Source organism: Novosphingobium sp. NFX11, assembly GCF_057376415.1.
The window spans coordinates 130,526-147,557 of record NZ_CP080386.1 but is presented as its reverse complement, the minus strand read 5'-3'; the positions used below and the strand labels follow the sequence as shown (position 1 = coordinate 147,557).

At 64.3% G+C, this 17,032-nt stretch carries 15 protein-coding genes and 3 pseudogenes; 12 read left to right on the top strand and 6 right to left on the bottom strand.

What is annotated here, in order from left to right; genetic code table 11:
• Positions 1–9: 9 nt before the first annotated feature.
• The 8 genes and pseudogenes from thpD to msrB all read left to right on the top strand — a co-directional run bounded on the left by thpD (position 10) and on the right by msrB (position 9,335).
• Positions 10–936, top strand: a complete 927-nt coding sequence (gene thpD, locus KZO24_RS27235) for an ectoine hydroxylase (protein WP_486488200.1) — start codon at positions 10–12, stop codon at positions 934–936.
• Complete coding sequence (locus KZO24_RS27230) at positions 933–2,372, top strand: aspartate kinase (RefSeq protein ID WP_486488199.1); 1,440 nt, start codon at positions 933–935, stop codon at positions 2,370–2,372. Before thpD ends, KZO24_RS27230 begins: the two co-directional genes overlap by 4 nt.
• A 25-nt stretch (positions 2,373–2,397) precedes the next feature.
• Positions 2,398–3,654, top strand: coding sequence for an MFS transporter (locus KZO24_RS27225; protein ID WP_486488198.1), 1,257 nt, complete (start codon positions 2,398–2,400; stop codon positions 3,652–3,654).
• Complete coding sequence (locus KZO24_RS27220) at positions 3,651–4,979, top strand: MFS transporter (RefSeq protein WP_486488197.1); 1,329 nt, start codon at positions 3,651–3,653, stop codon at positions 4,977–4,979. Before KZO24_RS27225 ends, KZO24_RS27220 begins: the two co-directional genes overlap by 4 nt.
• A 62-nt stretch (positions 4,980–5,041) precedes the next feature.
• The gene (locus tag KZO24_RS27215; RefSeq protein WP_486488418.1) at positions 5,042–6,301 is read left to right on the top strand and encodes a mechanosensitive ion channel family protein; all 1,260 of its coding nucleotides are present in this window, start codon (positions 5,042–5,044) and stop codon (positions 6,299–6,301) included.
• A 59-nt stretch (positions 6,302–6,360) separates the two neighbouring features.
• Positions 6,361–7,188, top strand: coding sequence for a hypothetical protein (locus KZO24_RS27210; protein ID WP_486488196.1), 828 nt, complete (start codon positions 6,361–6,363; stop codon positions 7,186–7,188).
• A gap of 135 nt (positions 7,189–7,323) precedes the next feature.
• Entirely contained in the window at positions 7,324–8,853 is a 1,530-nt protein-coding gene (locus KZO24_RS27205; RefSeq protein WP_486488195.1) for a DUF389 domain-containing protein, read from the top strand.
• A 46-nt stretch (positions 8,854–8,899) separates the two neighbouring features.
• A pseudogene (gene msrB, locus KZO24_RS27200) lies at positions 8,900–9,335 on the top strand (peptide-methionine (R)-S-oxide reductase MsrB).
• A gap of 96 nt (positions 9,336–9,431) precedes the next feature.
• Here msrB and KZO24_RS27195 read toward each other — a convergent pair.
• Positions 9,432–10,738, bottom strand: a pseudogene (locus tag KZO24_RS27195) (chloride channel protein).
• 488 nt (positions 10,739–11,226) lie between these two features.
• On the opposite strand from KZO24_RS27195, the gene KZO24_RS27190 reads away from it, so the two are divergent.
• Positions 11,227–11,844 carry a DUF1993 domain-containing protein gene (locus KZO24_RS27190; RefSeq protein ID WP_486488194.1) on the top strand — a complete coding sequence of 206 codons (618 nt, stop codon included), beginning with the start codon at positions 11,227–11,229 and terminating at the stop codon, positions 11,842–11,844.
• A 7-nt stretch (positions 11,845–11,851) separates the two neighbouring features.
• Here the strand turns inward: KZO24_RS27190 and KZO24_RS27185 are convergent, their stop codons facing one another.
• From KZO24_RS27185 to KZO24_RS27165, 5 genes and pseudogenes are all read right to left on the bottom strand, one after another.
• Positions 11,852–12,622: an HvfC/BufC family peptide modification chaperone gene (locus KZO24_RS27185; RefSeq protein ID WP_486488193.1), complete on the bottom strand. Its 771-nt coding sequence runs from the start codon at positions 12,620–12,622 to the stop codon at positions 11,852–11,854.
• A complete protein-coding gene (gene bufB / locus KZO24_RS27180; RefSeq protein ID WP_486488192.1) occupies positions 12,619–13,458 on the bottom strand; it encodes an MNIO family bufferin maturase in 840 nt (279 codons plus the stop codon). Before bufB ends, KZO24_RS27185 begins: the two co-directional genes overlap by 4 nt.
• Before the next feature lie 56 nt (positions 13,459–13,514).
• Entirely contained in the window at positions 13,515–13,775 is a 261-nt protein-coding gene (bufA2, locus tag KZO24_RS27175) for a BufA2 family periplasmic bufferin-type metallophore (RefSeq protein ID WP_486488191.1), read from the bottom strand.
• Positions 13,776–13,859: 84 nt separating this feature from the next.
• A pseudogene (locus tag KZO24_RS27170) lies at positions 13,860–14,499 on the bottom strand (DUF1109 domain-containing protein).
• The gene (locus tag KZO24_RS27165) at positions 14,496–15,035 is read right to left on the bottom strand and encodes a sigma-70 family RNA polymerase sigma factor (protein WP_486488190.1); all 540 of its coding nucleotides are present in this window, start codon (positions 15,033–15,035) and stop codon (positions 14,496–14,498) included. Before KZO24_RS27165 ends, KZO24_RS27170 begins: the two are co-directional and overlap by 4 nt.
• A gap of 208 nt (positions 15,036–15,243) precedes the next feature.
• Between KZO24_RS27165 and KZO24_RS27160 the strand changes: the two genes are divergently transcribed.
• The 3 genes from KZO24_RS27160 (at position 15,244) to KZO24_RS27150 (ending at position 16,813) form a co-directional block, all read left to right on the top strand.
• Positions 15,244–15,510: a BufA1 family periplasmic bufferin-type metallophore gene (locus tag KZO24_RS27160; protein ID WP_486488189.1), complete on the top strand. Its 267-nt coding sequence runs from the start codon at positions 15,244–15,246 to the stop codon at positions 15,508–15,510.
• Between the two features lie 74 nt (positions 15,511–15,584).
• On the top strand, positions 15,585–16,037 hold the full coding sequence (locus KZO24_RS27155) for a DoxX family protein (RefSeq protein ID WP_486488188.1): 453 nt from the start codon (positions 15,585–15,587) through the stop codon (positions 16,035–16,037).
• 494 nt (positions 16,038–16,531) lie between these two features.
• On the top strand, positions 16,532–16,813 hold the full coding sequence (locus KZO24_RS27150; RefSeq protein ID WP_486488187.1) for a hypothetical protein: 282 nt from the start codon (positions 16,532–16,534) through the stop codon (positions 16,811–16,813).
• The last annotated feature ends 219 nt before the right edge of the window (positions 16,814–17,032 follow it).

Here is a 17,032-nt window from a genome sequence, read left to right as displayed (position 1 = left end):
GGGCCAACCATGCAGGACCATTATCCGACCCGCCGCGCGGCCGAGCCGCAGTTCTTGGCCCGCACTGATCCGGTCGCCCGCCGCGCCTGGGAGCCCGGCGCGCCGCTGACCGAGGAGCAGATCGCCCAGTTCGACCGCGACGGCTATCTTGTGCTGGAGGACGTCTTTTCCGAACAGGAACTGGCGGCCCTCCAGTCTGAAACCGGCCGCCTCCTCGGTGCCCCAGACGGTCTCAAGGACGAGACCGTGATTGCCGAGCCGGGCAGCCGCGAAATCCGCTCGATCTTCGACATTCACGACCAGAGCGCACTGATGGCACGGCTGGCTTCCGACGAGCGGTTGGCGGGCGTCGCCGGATTCCTGCTCGACGACGAGGTCTACATCCACCAGTCGCGGCTGAACTACAAACCCGGCTTCCGGGGCAAGGAATTCTACTGGCACTCCGATTTCGAGACCTGGCACGCCGAGGACGGCATGCCAAGTATGCGCGCGCTGTCGATGTCGGTACTGCTGGCCGAGAACACGCCTAATAACGGACCCTTAATGGTGATCCCGGGATCGCATCTGGTCTACGTGAGTTGTGTGGGCGAGACGCCCGATGACCATTACCGCCATTCACTGCGCAAGCAGGAATACGGCGTGCCAGACGAACAGACGCTGGCCGAACTGGCCCACCGGCAGGGCATCGTCGCGCCCATTGGCAAGCCTGGCACTGTAATCGTGTTCGACTGCAACACGATGCACGGGTCCAACGGCAACATCACACCGTTCCCGCGCGCCAATGCGTTCCTCGTCTACAACGCGGTGAGCAACCGTCTGGTCGATCCTTTCGCGGCCGCCAAGCCCCGGCCGGAATTCGTCGCAGCCCGCACCGTCCACCCGATCACCCCGTTCAGCGGCAGCCTGGCCGAGACCGTGCAAGGAGTGCCTGCATGACCCGAACCCACTCCGTGGAAAAGATCGGCGGCACTTCGATGGCCGCCACCTCGACCGTCTTCGACAATGTCCTGATCGCCGGACGGAAGGGTGCTGCGCTGTACAACCGCATCTTCGTCGTCTCTGCCTATGCCGGGATGACCGACCTGCTGCTGGAGCACAAGAAAAGCGGTGAGCCCGGTGTCTACGCGCACTTCGCCCGCAACGCCGCCCCCGGCGCCTGGCGCGACGCGCTCGCGAAAGTGCTCGCCGCGATGCAGGCACGCAACGCGGAGATGTTCGCGCGCGCCGAAAGCCGGGACGAAGCCGACCGCTTCGTAGCGGGGCGCATCGCCGCCCTGGAGGCATGCCTCGACGATCTCGACCGGGTGCGCGGATACGGCCGCTTCTGCCTCAAGGAGCAGATGATCACTGTGCGCGAAATGCTCGCGGGGCTGGGCGAGGCGCATTCGGCACATTCGACCGCGCTGATGCTGCGGGACCGGGGCGTGAACGCGGTCTTCCTGGACCTGACTATGTGGAACCACGAGGATCTGGTCAGCCTCGACGATCGCATCGAGGCGGCCTTCGCGCCGATCGACCTCGCCACGCAGATGCCCATCGTCACCGGTTATGCCGGTTGCGAGGGCGGCATGGTGCGCCGGTATGCGCGCGGCTATTCGGAGATGACCTTCTCGCGCATCGCCGTGCTGACCCAGGCTCGCGAGGCGATCATCCACAAGGAGTTCCATCTCTCCAGCGCCGACCCGCGACTGGTGGGGCAGGAGAACGCGCGCAAGATCGGCCGCACCAATTACGATGTGGCCGATCAGCTGGCGAACCTGGGCATGGAGGCAATTCATCCCCGCGCCGGGCGCGGACTGCGCCAGTCGGGCATTCCACTGCGGGTGCGCAACACCTTCGACCGTCACGACGACGGCACCCTGATCCGGGGCGACTACCTGTCAGACCGGCCACGCGTGGAAATCGTGACGGGGCTCGGCTCGGTGCAGGCGCTGCAGTTCTTCGAACAGGACATGGTGGGCGAGAAGGGTTACGACGCCGCGATCCTCGACGTGCTGACACGGCACGGCGCCTGGATCGTCAGCAAAAGCTCCAACGCGAACACCATCACTCACTACCTGAGCGGCACGGATGCCAGTGCGACCAAGCGCATCGTCGCCGACCTGGAAGCCGCCTATCCGGGCGCTGCGGTGACGACGCATCCGGTGGCGATGGTGTCGGTCATCGGCAGCGACCTGTCCGAGCCCGGACTGGTCCCCCGTGCGCTGATAGCGCTGGGCAAGGCTGGGATCGAGATGATCGCCATGCAGCATCAGATCCGGAACGTTGACGTTCAGTTCATCGTGGCTCCGCAAGATTTCGACGCCGCGATCCGGGCGCTGCACGCCGCGCTCGTCGAAGGTGCCGCGCGCCCCGACCGCGCCGCGGCCTGACGCGCACGATGCCCAAGCCGCCGCCGTGATCCAGGCCATCCTTCCCGTCCGCAGCCTGCTGCTTGCCATCTTCATCCTGATGGCGGGCGGCGGCTTCATGAACACGCTGGTCGGCGTGCGCCTGGAACGGGCGGGAAGCAGCGCCATGGCGATCGGACTGATCGGCACCGCGTACTTCGCCGGGCTGGTGGTTGGTTCGTTGCGGGTACCAGCACTGGTGCGGCGCGTCGGCCATATCCGCGCCTTCGCCGCCTTCGTCGCTTTCCTGAGCGCCAGCACGCTGGTCTACGCGATCCACCGCGACGTCCTGTTGTGGGGCGCGCTGCGCTTTGCCGACGGGCTGTGCCTGGCCGGGGTCTACGTCTGCCTCGAAAGCTGGTTGAACGAACGCGCGCAGCCCGCGTTGCGCGGGAGCGTGCTGGCCGGCTACATGATCGCGCTCTACGGCGGGCAGGCGGTGGGCCAGTTCCTGTTGAACCTAGGCGAGGGGGCCAAGCCCTCGATGCCGTTCCTCGTCGCCTCGATCCTCGTCTCGCTGGCGGCGATTCCGGTGGTCCTCACCCGCATCGCCGCGCCTGCGCTCGACGACGCCGAACCGCTGTCGTTCCGCAGGCTCTATACGGTGTCGCCGCTGGGTATAGTCGGCGCCTGCCTGACCGGGGTGATGCTCGGCGCGTTCTACGGCATGGGTGCGGTTTATGCGCGCCGCCTTGGAATGAACCTGTCGGCGACCGCGCTGTTCATGAGCATGGTGATCCTGGGCGGGGTGGCGCTGCAATGGCCGCTCGGCCGCCTGTCGGACCGCATGGACCGGCGCAAGGTGATAGTCCTGAGCTTCGCCGGTGCGCTCGCCGCTGCCCTAGCGACGGCGCTGGTCGGCAAGCCGGGGGCGCTGCTGCTGGGGCTGGGCGCGCTGTTCGGCGGGCTTAGCTTCGCGCTTTACCCGCTGTGCGTCGCGCACACCAATGACCACCTTGACCCGCACGAGCGCGTGGCCGCCAGCGGCGGGCTGGTCCTGCTCTATTCACTGGGCGCAGCGCTCGGTCCATCCGCTGGCGCGCTCGCGATGACGCTCGCCGGAACTCCTGGCCTGTTCCTTTTCATCGCGGCGTGCGCCGGAAGCGCGCTCGGCTTCGGCCTGTGGCGCCAGAGCCGCTCGCAGCCCGTGCCCGGGCACCTTCAGGAAAATTACATCGCGCTGCCGCGCACCACGCCCATGTCCGCCTCGCTCGATCCTGTCGCGACCGAGGACCCATCCGAACAATACCGGAGCACGCCATGACCTTCATCGAAGCCGCCGGCGGCGACAGGCCCGCCGGACATGCGCCGGATACCCCGTCCGCCGTGCTCCATCGCGCCATCGCCGCCTCGGCGATTGGCAACGCCACCGAATGGTTCGATTACGGCATCTACGCTTATGGCGTGACCTATATCTCTACAGCGCTGTTTCCTGGCGAGGCGGCAAACGCCACGCTGTTCGCGCTGGCGACGTTCGCGATCTCGTTTCTAGTACGGCCGCTAGGCGGTTTCTTCTGGGGGCCGCTGGGCGATCTGTACGGACGCAAGGCGGTGCTGGGTATCACCATCGTCATGATGGCCGCAGCGACGGTCGGCGTCGGGCTGATCCCCTCCTATGCCTCAATCGGCCTGTGGGCACCGGCGCTGCTGGTGATCCTGCGTATGGTGCAGGGGTTTTCGACGGGCGGCGAATATGGCGGCGCGGCGATATTCATGGCTGAATATGCGCCCGACGCTAGGCGCGGGTTCTACGGCAGCTTCCTGGAGGTGGGGACGCTCGCCGGCTTTTGTGCAGGCGCCCTGCTGATGCTCGGCTTCTCGCTGGTGCTGGGCGACGGTGCGATGCGCGACTGGGGCTGGCGCCTGCCGTTCTTGTTAGCGGGGCCACTCGGACTAGTGGGCGTTTACCTGCGCTCGCGCATGGCCGAGACGCCGCTGTTCCTCGAAGCCGAGCATAACGCGGCCGAAGCCTCCTCTCCCACGCCGCTCCGCCTGCTGCTAACGCACTACCGCACACCGCTGCTGGCGATGGGTGGGCTGGTCGTGGCGCTCAACGTCGTCAACTACACCCTGCTCAGCTACATGCCGACCTATCTGGAGCGCCGCCTCGGACTGTCCACCGACACCGCGCTGGTGGTTCCGATTGCCGGCATGCTGTTCATGATGGTGCTGCTGCCCTGCGCCGGGCACCTTTCGGACCGGATCGGCCGCAAGCCCCTGTGGCGCTTCTCACTGATCGGGCTGCTGCTGGCGGTAATTCCGCTCTATCTTCTGGTCGGCACCGGCCCGACGGGTGCGGTGCTCGGCTTCGCGCTGCTCGGCCTGCTCTACGTGCCTCAGCTGGCGACGATTTCGGCCACATTCCCGGCGTTCTTTCCGACTCCGGTGCGCTTTGCCGGCTTTGCGATCGCCTACAATCTGTCGACCTCGCTGTTTGGCGGCACCGCCCCGATGTTCAACTCGTGGCTGATCGACGTGACCGGCGATCCGCTGGTGCCCGCCTACGTCATGATGGCCGCGTGCCTCGCGGGGCTGGCGGCGCTGCATTTCACCGAGGAAAGCGCGGGCCGGCCCTTGAGCCGCGCCTGAGCGAGGTGGCTATCTCCCAGGCTGCCCGGATTTCCAATTTCTGATTTTCCCCCGAAAGAACAATCGTGTCCACCGCGCATATCGATCCTGCAAGCCTGAACCTCCCCTGGCTTGAGAATGTCTGGGTTCAGGCGAGCCTTGCACTTTTGCTACTCGTAACGAGCGCCTGGCTCGCGAACTGGATCGCCAAGCGTATCGTGCTTAAGGCCATCGTCAGGCTGCTCGAGCGTTCCCCGTTAGATATCGAAGCCCCGCACATAGGCGCGATCGTCGCGCGTCTCGCGAACATCCTGCCGACGCTTATCGTGCAAGCGGGTATAAGTACCGTCCCCGCCCTGCCGCCCGCCCTGGTGAGCTTCGTCCAAACCCTGTGCGCAGCCGTCATCATCACCACGCTGGCGCTGGCGATCACAGCAACGCTGACCGTGGCCAACGACCTGTATCAACGGCGTCCCGAGGCCCGCAACCGGCCAATCAAAGGCTATGTCCAGGTCGTGAAGCTGGTCGTCTACGCGGCGGCAGCTATACTTGTGATTGCAGCGCTGATGGATCAGTCCCCATTGCTTCTCCTTTCCGGCCTGGGCGCGATGGCGGCGGTGCTCCTCCTCGTTTTCAAGGACACCATCCTGTCTCTGGTCGCCTCGGTGCAGATCACCTCCAACGACATGGTGCGCGTTGGAGACTGGATCGAGATGCCCAAGCTCGATGCCAATGGCGACGTGGTCGACATCGCGCTTCACACCGTGAAAGTGCAGAATTTCGACAAGACCATTACCAACATCCCGACGCACCGGCTCATCACCGAGAGCTTCCGCAACTGGCGCGGCATGGCGGAATCTGGCGGCCGACGGATCATGCGCTCGCTGATCGTTGACCAGAACAGCGTGGGGTTCCTGAGCGAAGCGGACATCGCACGACTGTCGCGGTTCGGACTGCTGCGCGATTATCTCGCAGAGAGGCAGGACGAAGTCAGCCGATGGAACCAGCGGCACGCCATGGGCGAGGTCCTCAACTCGCGCCGGCTCACCAACATCGGAACGTTTCGGGCCTACGTCCTGGCTTATCTCGAAATGCGCCCCGACATCGCCGCCGACAAGACGCTGCTGGTCCGCCAGCTTGAACCTGGCGAGCATGGGTTGCCGCTGCAGATCTATGCCTTCGCCTCAACGACCGTATGGTCGCAGTACGAAGGGATTCAGGCCGACATCTTCGATCACCTGATCGCGGTCCTGCCGCAGTTCGACCTACGGCTGTTCCAGCGCCCGACCGGGCTCGACCTGACGACCCTCGGGTCCGCGCCGCAGATGATGCGGACGGGGTGATCCGTGTGATGGAACCCTCGAATTTTCCTCCAACCTCCCGGTTCCGGAGCCGCCCACCAATGCTTTCCCGATCGCAAAAGTCCCTTTCCTGCCTCCTTGGCCTGTCGCTTGCCGCGCTGCCGATCACCGCCAGCGCGCAGCGCGTCCCTTCGTATCCAGAACTGGTCGAACTCGCGAAGCGTGCCGGCCTGGTGGTGAAAGCTCACGTCTCCTCGGTGTCGCCGCTGGATGCAGTGCAGGTCCGCAATCCGACGCCGGGCCTGGGCCGTTTTTACGTGGAAGCCAGAACCCTCGCACTGCTCTATGGCAAAACCGGGATCGGCCCCTCCCTTCGCTATCTTGTCGACCTCCCGGTCAATGGGCCAGGCGGCGCCCAGAGCTTCGCCGGGCGCGAGGTACTTTTGTTCGCGTGGCCCGTTACCGGGAAGCCAAAGGACCTCAAGCTAGTGGCCCCGAACGCACAGATATCATGGTCGCCGGCCGACGAGGCCCGTGTCCGGTCGATCTTGCGAGGGCTCGTATCCTCCAATCCGCCCGCCCCGGTGACGAGGGTACGCGAGCTTCTCTACGTTCCGGGCAATCTTGCCGGGCAAGGACGCACGCAGATATTCCTCGACACCAAGGGCGGGAAATCGGCTTCCATTGCGGTCCGTCATCAGCCGGGGCAGGCGCCGACATGGGGGGTATCGTTCTCGAACATTGCCGCCCGAGCCGGGACGCCGCCCGCCCTCGAAACGCTGGAGTGGTACAGCCTCGCCTGCTTCCTTCCAAGGAGCACGCCCGCTAGCGCCAACGTTTCGTCGAGCTACGCTGACCAGCAGCAGGCGCTTTCGGATTACCAAATGGTGCGAAATGCTTTGGGACCGTGCAATCGGACGGCGCCGTGATGCGCGGTCTGAACATCAGTTCCGATTGCCCAATCTAAGCCGCCTCTTCATGAACTCTCGGGGCCCGGGTCAATTGCAAGGAAAGAGGCGCTCGTGACTTCAGCAACGCAGGCCGTATCGGAGCTACCTAACGCGATGCATGAACGGCTAGAGCATATCGCGCTCTACCGTTGGTGGCGCCGCTCGATCGTGGGCCAGGTCGATCACCAGGCCGTGATGGGCCGCATCGTCGAGGATAGCGGATGGTCGCCGCGCTATGCATTCATGGTGATGATGTCGGCCGGGATCGCGGTGCTCGGCCTGCTGCTGTCGTCGCCGGCCGTCGTTATCGGCGCAATGCTGATCTCGCCGCTCATGAGCCCGATCCTGGGCCTTGGTTTCAGCCTTGCCCTGTTCGATTTTGCAGAGATGCGGCGCTCTCTGACGGCGCTTGCGGTAGGCGCTATCGCCGCCGTCCTGTTTACCGCCATGCTCGTTGCTTTCTCACCCCTGCAGGCGCCGACCAGCGAGATCATCGCGCGCACCCGGCCCAACCTGTTCGACCTTGCCGTCGCACTATTCGCGGCGCTGGCGGGCACCTTCGCGATCATCCGTGGCCGGGGCGACACTATCGTCGGCGTGGCCATCGCCACCGCGCTGATGCCGCCACTCGCGGTCGTGGGGTATGGCCTTGCCACCTGGAACATGCCGGTGCTCGGCGGCGCCTTCGCGCTGTTCGTGACCAACTTCGTCACCATAGCGCTTTCGGCCACGGTGATGGCTCGCTTCTACGGCTTCGGCCACCACCTCAGTAGCCAGCAGAGCTGGACGCAGACCTTTGTGCTGCTGTTCGTGTTCGTGGGCATGGCGATCCCGCTGGGTATCTCGCTCAAGCGCATCGCGTCGGAGGCGGTAACCGTGAACAGCGCGCGCTCCTACCTGGGGACGAGCTTTGGATCCGATGCGCGGGTGACCCAACTGGATATTGATTTTGACGCCGCCCCGATCGTCGTGCGTTCCGTCGTCATCACCCCGCGCGACCGCATGCAGAGCACCGGCGCCCTGCAGACCGCGCTGGCGAAACGCCTGGGCCAGCCTTTGCGCCTGCGGCTCGACCAAGTCGTGCTGGAGCCCGGCGCGGGCGCGATCGAGGCGCAGCGCGAGGAAATGCGCCAGGCGAGTGATGCGGCCAGCCTCGAAACCACGCGTATCGCCTCGCTGTCGCAAGTTCTTGCGCTCACCGCCGGCATCGCCCCCGATAGTGTGACGATCGACCGCGAGCATCATCGCGCCATGGCAACGGCGGTTCCGTTGCCGGGTGCTACCTTGGTCACCTACCGGACCCTCGAGCGGCGGACAGCCGCCCAGGCCGATGGATGGGATGTGGTGTTGACCCCGCCGCAGATGACGATGCCTCTCGTTCGCTTTGCGTCCAACGAAAGCGAACTCGATCCCATCGCCCGCGAGGCCGTGCTGACAACGGCTTGGGCGGCTGAACGCTGGAACGTCCAGACACTGGCCGTGCCCGGCCTGGCGCAAGCCGCGCCCGAGCTGCCCACGCTTGCCCAGCGCCGCGCCCTCGCGATCGCCGGGGTTCTCCAGAACAGCGGGATCACGCTCGTTCCTGCGCCTCGTGCCGGGCAAAGTTTCAGCCTGCGCGCGGTCACTGCCAGCGACATCCCTTGATTCCGGCTGCATCAAAGCACCATATATCCGGCAAACGGAGATGATCATGGCGGACTACCGCAAGACCGATGAAGCCATCGCCGGGCTCACGCCCGAGCAGTTTCGTGTGACCCAGCAGCACCGAACGGCCGGGTACCGGCACCTACGATCAGCACAAGGAGCCCGGCATCTATGTGGACATAGTTTCGGGTGAACCCCTTTTCGCCAGCGCGGACAAATACGAGTCCGGTTGCGGGTGGCCCAGCTTCACCAAGCCGATCGAGCCTGCCAACGTCGCGCAGCTGACCGACACTTCCCACGGCATGATGCGGGTCGAAGTGCGGTCAGCCCATGGCGACAGCCACCTCGGCCACGTCTTCGACGACGGTCCGCGCGATCGCGGCGGACTGCGTTACTGCATCAACTCGGCCTCACTACGGTTTGTCCACCGCGAAGACATGGAAGCGCAAGGCTACGGGCACTATCTCGCGCAGGTGGAATGAGTTCCAGCCGTTTCCGGCGCGCCGATTTGGTCAGGCCGTCTTGCGCAGCCGCCCTGCTCAAGTCAGGCTGACGTGCCGGCGTTGATGCTCATGGATCTACGCGGCTGAGGGTGTTAACTTCAGGAACCGCTGCGACAGGCCATGATAAAGCTTTTCCTTGCAGATCAGTTGCGCAGCAAACTCACCAATGAGCGCTGCTGCGAGCAGAGGCATCATCAAGCCGCGGCTTGCAGTCGTTTCCGAGATAATGATGACTGCAGTTAGCGGTGCGCGTACAACGCCCGTAAAATAGGCGACCATCCCAAGCAGCACGACTGCTCCTGCCGGGTAGTCGGGGAATATGCCGCGAAGCAGATCACCGATACCCGCGCCAATCGAGAGCGATGGCGCGAAAATCCCGCCCGGTAATCCGGAGACGGCCGTAGCCAATGTCGTAGCGAACTTTGCGGGCGCGAACCACAAGGGGACGCGGTTGCCGGTGATGATGCCATTGGCGGTCTCGTACCCAGTGCCCCACGTCAGGGCCGTGGAGGCTCCAAGAATGGCAACCACACAGCCGCACGCAGCCGCAAAAGCTATCGGGTGCGCGCGCAACCACAGCATTGGGCGGATCGGGGAAGTTCCGGCTGCAAGCATCAACCGAGAAAATAGCCCTCCTGCGAGACCTCCAGCAATACCGGCGACCGGTGCGGCGACGATCGCTTGTGTGACGCCAAGCGTCTGCCGCATCGCCCCAAAATAAATGTAATCGCCAGCGATGCCCAAGCTGATCATGCCGGCGATCAGGACCGCCGCCATGACCAGTAAAGTCATCCGCTGCTCGTACGCGGCCGCCAGTTCCTCGATAGCGAAAGCAACCCCGGCCAGCGGCGTGTTGAATGCCGCCGCGACACCCGCCGCGCCCCCGCAATGTAGACTGATGATCGTATAGGTATGCGCAGCAGGCGATGCATTCGCCCCATTATGGCGGCAGCAATTTGGACCGTCGGGCCTTCACGCCCAACCGAGGCACCGACTAGCAGACCGCCCGCAGTAAGAATGAACTTGGCAATCGCTGTGCGGCCCGCCACCAAGGTCGAAAGCGCGTCTTCGGGGTTTTTTGTCGCGGCCATGACCTGCGGAATGCCCGAACCCTTTGCGAGAGGTGCATAGCGGTTCGTAAACCACGCTATCCCCGCAAAACCTAAAGGGGTGGCGAATAGAGGAGCCCACCACCACCGTGCGGAGAACGCATGAAATAGGCCGTTTGCCCTGTCCGCGACATCTGCGAACAGCAATGCGACAATGCCGACGAGAACGGCACCTCCCAAAATGGCCACCCGCCGCCGCCACACCAGTGCTTCTGGTCCGTGCCTTCGCAGCGCTATCCGAACGCGGCGCGGCAGGAGGCGCTTTAACGACATTATGGCTCTAAACCTTCGGTTTGGCATGCAGGTCGCTCGATACGACGGCTGACTTCTCACGGTCTCATGGGTCTCTTCGACCGGCATGTCCACCCCACTCGCCGCAATTTTGGCGAGTGCGGACAGCACGACAGGCTTGCCCTATCATGTTTTGAATCTGGAGGTTTGGCCATGCATTTGAGCCCTTTGCGCAACCGTATGGTAGTCCGCCGGATCGACGAGCAGGAGAAGACTTCGGGCTCCGGGATAACCACCAAATAATGGCACCGCGTCCAGCTCGCCCGTGCCCAATCATTCGCCACGATATGTTTAAGGCGTTGGCGCGGGTGCTATCGCCGCAGTCGATCGTGTCCCATTGCGTGGTGTAGGATCGAGGGCGCGGCCACGTCGATCTCGTGGCTGAGCCTTGGGTAGTCGATGTGGGAAACACGTTCGGTGGAGGAAGCGAGTTATCCAAGCCTTTCCCGTGCCGGTAAAGGGACTTTCGGGTGCAGCGACATTCCCGAACAAGCGGAAGCGGTGCGGCAGCACTGGTCCATACAGCTCGAGCTTGCTATCCATGGCTGAAGATCATGGGAGATAGACGTGCCGTTGACCCTCTATGCCGCGACGATTCCTCGTATCTGCAAATTCTCGGTTCGGTCGAGCGGCTTGTTGGCAAGGCAGAGGCCTATTGCGATGAAAAAGGGTGGTCTCCGGAAGCTCTCATCGATGCGCGGCTTGCCAACGACATGCAGCCTTTCGCCTATCAGGTAAAGTCCACGGCGGTCCATTCCATAGGCGCGATCGAGGGCGTTCGCAGGGGTGGTTTTGCGCCCGACAACTCGCCGCTGCCGACCACGTTCGAGGCGCTGCGCCAGCGGGTGGGCGAGGCGATAGACAACCTGCAAGCCATCGAGCCCGACGAGGTCGAGAACTTCATCGGGCGGGACATCCGCTTCACTTTCGGCGAAAGCCATATCGACTTTCTAGCCGAGGATTTCCTGCTGTCGTTCTCGCAGCCCAACTTCTATTTTCACGCGACGACCGCGTACGACATCCTGCGGATGAGGGGTATGCAGATCGGCAAGCGCGATTTCAACGGACGGGTCCGCAAGAAAGCATGACCATCGGCTAGGTGGGACACTCGGGCGAATGAGCATGTGTGCCGACAATCAGCCCATCGGCAACCCACTGGCCCAGCAGGGCTCCCGCACGAGCGACGCCTGCGGTTTCCCCGGAGCGCTCAACCAGGGCGGCGCACAGTGTCGCGAAAGAATTTCCCGCCAGCATCTGCGCGATGGCGCTGCGCTCCACCATGTCAACGGTCCGAAAGCGCGGCGTGAAGTCCTTCCGCCAGACCATCAGCGCGGCCCGTTCGGGCAGTCGCTGCGCCGGCGGGGGCGTATCCCCCGCAATCAGGGCAGCCCAGATCGCCGCAGCATTCGTGCAGACGTCCAGCATCGCCAGGGAAGGCGCGAATTCGATTCCGGCCAAATCCCAATCGACCTGGGCAATCGCTGCCGGCGTCAAGGGAGCGATATCGCACGCCGTGAAGGCCTGCGCCAATGCCCATTCGATCCGGGCGAGTTCCGCTATCTCGGGGTCGTCGGGATATAGTCCCTCCAGTGTCTCGGCGAACCCTGTCGAATAGGCGTCGAGTGTCCAGTGCCAAGGCGGTTTCGCGTCGATATGGCTGATCGCAGCCGCCAGGAACGCCTCGTCGCCGAGCCAGGAATGCACTCGCTCGAACGCTTCGGCGAGGCAAGCTACCAGTTGGGCGCGGTAGTTGTTCTGGTAGACCAGCAGGCCCGGCCGTGCCGACCGCTCGAAGCGGGCAGCCGCATCGTCCGAGCCGTCCACAAGCCAGCTACGGAAATTTGCCTGCATCGCGGCGAGGCTCATGCCGCCCTCCGACTCATCTCGCCGCCGATGGCGCGCGCGATGTCCAGTTCGGCGAGCAGGTCGCCCAGCGGAGGGATGGCGTCGTCCCGCTCGATCATCGTTGCCACCGGGCCGAGGCGGGCCATGACCGCTTCGTACAGCCTCCATACCGACGGCGGCACGGGCTGGTCGTGCGTGTCGATCAGCATCTGCGAGCCCCGGCTGTGTCCGGCCAGGTGGACCTGGCGCACGCGGTCTGCCGGGATCCCGGCGACATAGGCGAGCGCGTCGAAACCATGGTTGGAGGCGCTGACGAAGATGTTGTTGACGTCGAGCAGGAGGTGGCAACCGGTTCTGCTACACAGCGCATCGATGAATTCCCATTCGGTCATCATCGAAGCATCGAAGGCGATGTAGCTGGACGGGTTCTCGATCAGCATAGCACGTTGCAGCACGTCCTGCGCCATCGCAACATTGGCGCAGACCACGTCGAGCGCTTCTTCGGTATAGGGCAGCGGCAGCAGATCGTGGGAGTTGAACCCTGCGAACCGCGACCAGCTCAGGTGGTCGGAGACGAACAGCGGCTCAACCTCGTCGACCAATTCCCGCAGGCGCAGCAAGTAGGCTCGGTCCAGGCCATCGACCGAGCCGACCGACATGGACACGCCGTGCAGGGCCACGGGATACCGCTCACGCACCCGCCGCAGGGTATCGCGCGGGCGCCCGCCATCGACCATGAAGTTTTCCGAGATGACCTCGACGAAATCGACGGGGACCTGCGTTTGCAGGAAGTCGCGATAATGCTCCTTACGCAGGCCGAGGCCATAGCCGGAAAAAGGCGGTTCGGTCAGGGACATGATGGGCTCCTCGGAAGGAAAGTGCCCGGCCGTAGGGATCGGCCGGGCAGGCAGGCTTACTTGGCTTCGGTCAGCGTGCCGCCGGCGGCGGTGCAGGCCTGCGAGGTCATTTCCTTGAAGCCGTGGCCCTTGCACACGTTCATGCCCTTGCAATCGTTGGCCGAGGTCTTGCAGTCCGACGTGCCCTTGCAGCTGTTGACGCCGAAGCAGTGGACGGTCTCGGCCTTGGCTTCCTTGGCGATGACCGGGGTGGCGGCGCTGAGGGCGAGGATGGCGGCGGCGGCGGCGAAGCTGACGCCTGACTTGATGCTGGTCATGAAACTCTCCGAATTGTCGTGCCGGGTTGGCCTCACCAGTTCGGCGGCATGCGGGCATCGGTTACACCTGCGCCAAGTTTCTTTTCACCAGCGCAGCAGGCGCGGCCCCAACAGGGCGCCGACGGCCGCGGCGAGGGTGATACCCAGCGTGTACCAGGTCAGCACGAAGATTGCCGAGACTTCGGGGCAGTGCAGGCAATACAGCGTGGCCGCGCAAGCGCCCGAGGCCAGGCCCGCCGTAGCTCCGGCAGCGCGCAGCCGGGTCGGGGCCAGGCGCCGGAACGACCACAGCAGGCCGATGAAGATCGGCGCCGAAAGCAGCAGCACAATCCAGGGGCAGACCTTCCAGCTTTGCCCCAGCCACATTGCCAGCCAGTCGCCGGGGGGCATGGGCCATCTCGGTCATGCTGATTGCAGCCAGCAGAAGGACTGGCACCGCGATCACCCATAGCCAGCGCAGCCGCACCGTGTCGGGTCGCGCCAGGCGCGCCACCATCGCCAGCGCACCTACACCCAGCGAGGCTGTGTAGATCCACTTCATCCAGAACGAATAGCCTCGCATCGCAAGGCCCAGATCAGGACGCAAGCCCAGCCCCGCGACGATCAGCACGATCGTCACCAGCGCCCCAGCCAGGATACCGAGGCCGATCCTGCGACCTACCGCGCCGCGCGGCACCGTCGGCACGTCCTGCGCGAGCGAACGGATGAGGTCGTCGGTGTTCATCGCCGCTCCCCCATGATCCGCGATGCCAGAGCCTTGAGCCCGCGATGGACCGAGACTTTCACATCGGCCTCGCTGAGCCCACCCCGGCTCGCCGCCTCGCTGACGCTGAGGCCATCGATCTTCGTGGCGCGGATGGCGCAAGCCTGCTTTTCGGGCAAGTCCCCCAGGAGACGCTCCATGTCCATGCGGGCGTTGCTGGAAGCCTCGAAGCCCTCCGCAACGAGAATGTCTTCAAGACCCTCGATCGGGCACAGGCGGCGGTTGCTGCGGAAATGGTCGACCATCTTGTAGCGCGCGATCGCGAACAGCCAGGCGGTGAACATGCGGTCGCGGTCGTAAGTCGCGCGGCGGGTATGAACGGCAATCAGCGTTTCCTGCACGAGGTCCTCGATATCATCGCCGCCATCGCGCATGCGGCGGCGGTAGAAGGCCTGAAGCAGGGGCACGAGAGCGTACAACAGCGCGGCATGGGCCACGGCGTCGCCTTCGAGGCCGCCGATCATCATCGCCCTGAGCTGGTCTTCGCTTGCCCGCATTCACGCTCCTGACCCCTTGTTCGGGGCGACGGCGGAAAAGGTTACAACGAGTCTCATAGCGAAATTGCGGAATGGGCCCACTGTAACTTTCCGCCGCGTCCGTCCGAATGGCCTTTTGCGACCCGGGCCAACAACGCTTCCACCGGGTTGCCGGCGGCGCGCGCCAATGGCCCGCCGCCGGGAGGCACCGGATCAAGGACATTTCCGCATGACCAGAACCCACGCCGCCCTTGCCGCCGCTCTTGCCGTTTCCATTGCCGGTAGCGCTTCCGCCGCCCCTGCCGACAAGCCGATGGAGAAGTGCTACGGCGTCTCGCTCGCCGGCAAGAACGACTGCAAGGCAGGAGCCGGGACCAGCTGCGCCGGCACTTCGAAGCTCGATTACCAGGGCAATGCCTGGAAGCTGGTCAAGGCGGGCACGTGCATGAAGACGAAGACTCCCAAGGGCGTTGGTTCGCTGACGCCCAAAGGCTGACCTTGGCCGTCTTCTCCCCCGCGTCCGATGCCGATGCCGCTCGGACGCGGACTTCTTCATCAGCCGGAGTTCCCATGTCGCTCGCCACCTTGCACCGCCGTCTTTCTGACCTGCTCACGCGGCTGTTGCCCGAACCGCTACTGCTGCTCGTCGCGCGGATGGGGATCGCCGCCGTCTTCTTCATGTCCGGCCGGACAAAAGTAGAGGGGTTGCTCACCATCACCCCTGGGACCTATGAGCTGTTCCGCAGCGAGTATGCGCTGCCGCTCGTTCCGCCAGAAATCGCGGCCCACGCCGCGACCTACAGCGAACACCTGTTCCCGATCCTCTTGGGCCTTGGTCTTTTTACCCGGCCAGCGGCGCTGACCTTGCTCGGCATGACGGCGGTCATCGAAATCTTCGTCTATCCCGACGCCTGGCCGACGCATCTCAGTTGGGCGGCGATCCTGCTGCCGTTGGTCGCACAAGGCGCTGGCGCGTGGTCGCTCGACCGGCTGCTGTTCGTGCGGCGGTCGCTAGTGAAATAGCCGAACTCAATATTCCGCTGTGGCCGGACGGCAACAAATGGCGGGTGATACCCACTTGGCTGATTCTTAATGGTTTCGCGATGCCGGCACACCTGACCGTTCACGTTGCGCTTGATACGCCGCTTGTCGGGAAAACCGGGTACTGGTGTGCATGTACCCGGAGAACGATCCGCTCGGACCGGCTACCATATCCCGCAATGAAAATCGCAATTGGCTCTGCACCGTGATCATCTCGGAAATGACCGCAAGTCGCGGCCTGATGATGCCGCTCCCTCGGTGCAGCCCTGATCGGTGATTTCGCGGCCCAGATGGTCTGCAAGGAAAGGTTCTATCACGGGCTGTCCCAGCGGTTCCTGCAGACGTCCACACCGCATGCGTAGCTGCATAGCGCAGGCTTGCCAGGTAGGCCTTCATGCGCGCAATGAGTATCCTTCGGCGACATGATCGCAGGACCTGCGGAGATTTCCATCGCGCGACCCAATCGACCTGCAACCATGCGTGACACGTCCACCTGGACCCTGCTGCGCCGACACCCGGTCCCGTTAGCTGCCATAGCCATTGTCCTGGCCGCAACGGCAGGTGCTTTCGCTAACGTGCTGGCACCGACGACGGACATCCGTGCGACCCTCAAGGCGTTCGACCTTGCCGCGGCGGACGAACTGGCGGTCGTGGACGGCGTCGGGCGGGTCCTTGGGGTGGGGACGGAACGGCACGCGCGCCGGCGCTATTTCGAGGAGATCGAAGCCTCGCAGCGTGCGCTGTTTGGAGAGACCTGACGGGGCGGCCTATTACGAGGATTGCTCGCGGCGGCAGTCGGCGCACCGTCGATGAAATGAGCACTCAGCGCTTCTGGCGTTACAGAACCAAGGCGTGGCCAATGCTTTGCGGAGGTATCTGATAATCCGTCGAAACATGGTCACCTTTCCGGGGTTTGACTGGACCTCTGTTCGCACCGGCGACTACGCTCGCGTAGTGGGTACCTGGAAATCCCGAGC

Excerpts from the sequence above, each read along its gene's own strand:
- KZO24_RS27165 (WP_486488190.1), bottom strand. The coding sequence starts at position 15,035 with ATGCGGGCAAGCGAAGACCAGCTCAGGGCGATGATGATCGGCGGCCTC.
- KZO24_RS27160 (WP_486488189.1), top strand. The coding sequence starts at position 15,244 with ATGACCAGAACCCACGCCGCCCTTGCCGCCGCTCTTGCCGTTTCCATT.
- KZO24_RS27230 (WP_486488199.1), top strand. The coding sequence starts at position 933 with ATGACCCGAACCCACTCCGTGGAAAAGATCGGCGGCACTTCGATGGCC.
- KZO24_RS27155 (WP_486488188.1), top strand. The coding sequence starts at position 15,585 with ATGTCGCTCGCCACCTTGCACCGCCGTCTTTCTGACCTGCTCACGCGG.
- thpD (WP_486488200.1), top strand. The coding sequence starts at position 10 with ATGCAGGACCATTATCCGACCCGCCGCGCGGCCGAGCCGCAGTTCTTG.
- KZO24_RS27210 (WP_486488196.1), top strand. The coding sequence starts at position 6,361 with ATGCTTTCCCGATCGCAAAAGTCCCTTTCCTGCCTCCTTGGCCTGTCG.
- bufB (WP_486488192.1), bottom strand. The coding sequence starts at position 13,458 with ATGTCCCTGACCGAACCGCCTTTTTCCGGCTATGGCCTCGGCCTGCGT.
- KZO24_RS27150 (WP_486488187.1), top strand. The coding sequence starts at position 16,532 with ATGCGTGACACGTCCACCTGGACCCTGCTGCGCCGACACCCGGTCCCG.
- bufA2 (WP_486488191.1), bottom strand. The coding sequence starts at position 13,775 with ATGACCAGCATCAAGTCAGGCGTCAGCTTCGCCGCCGCCGCCGCCATC.
- KZO24_RS27220 (WP_486488197.1), top strand. The coding sequence starts at position 3,651 with ATGACCTTCATCGAAGCCGCCGGCGGCGACAGGCCCGCCGGACATGCG.
- KZO24_RS27205 (WP_486488195.1), top strand. The coding sequence starts at position 7,324 with ATGCATGAACGGCTAGAGCATATCGCGCTCTACCGTTGGTGGCGCCGC.
- KZO24_RS27185 (WP_486488193.1), bottom strand. The coding sequence starts at position 12,622 with ATGAGCCTCGCCGCGATGCAGGCAAATTTCCGTAGCTGGCTTGTGGAC.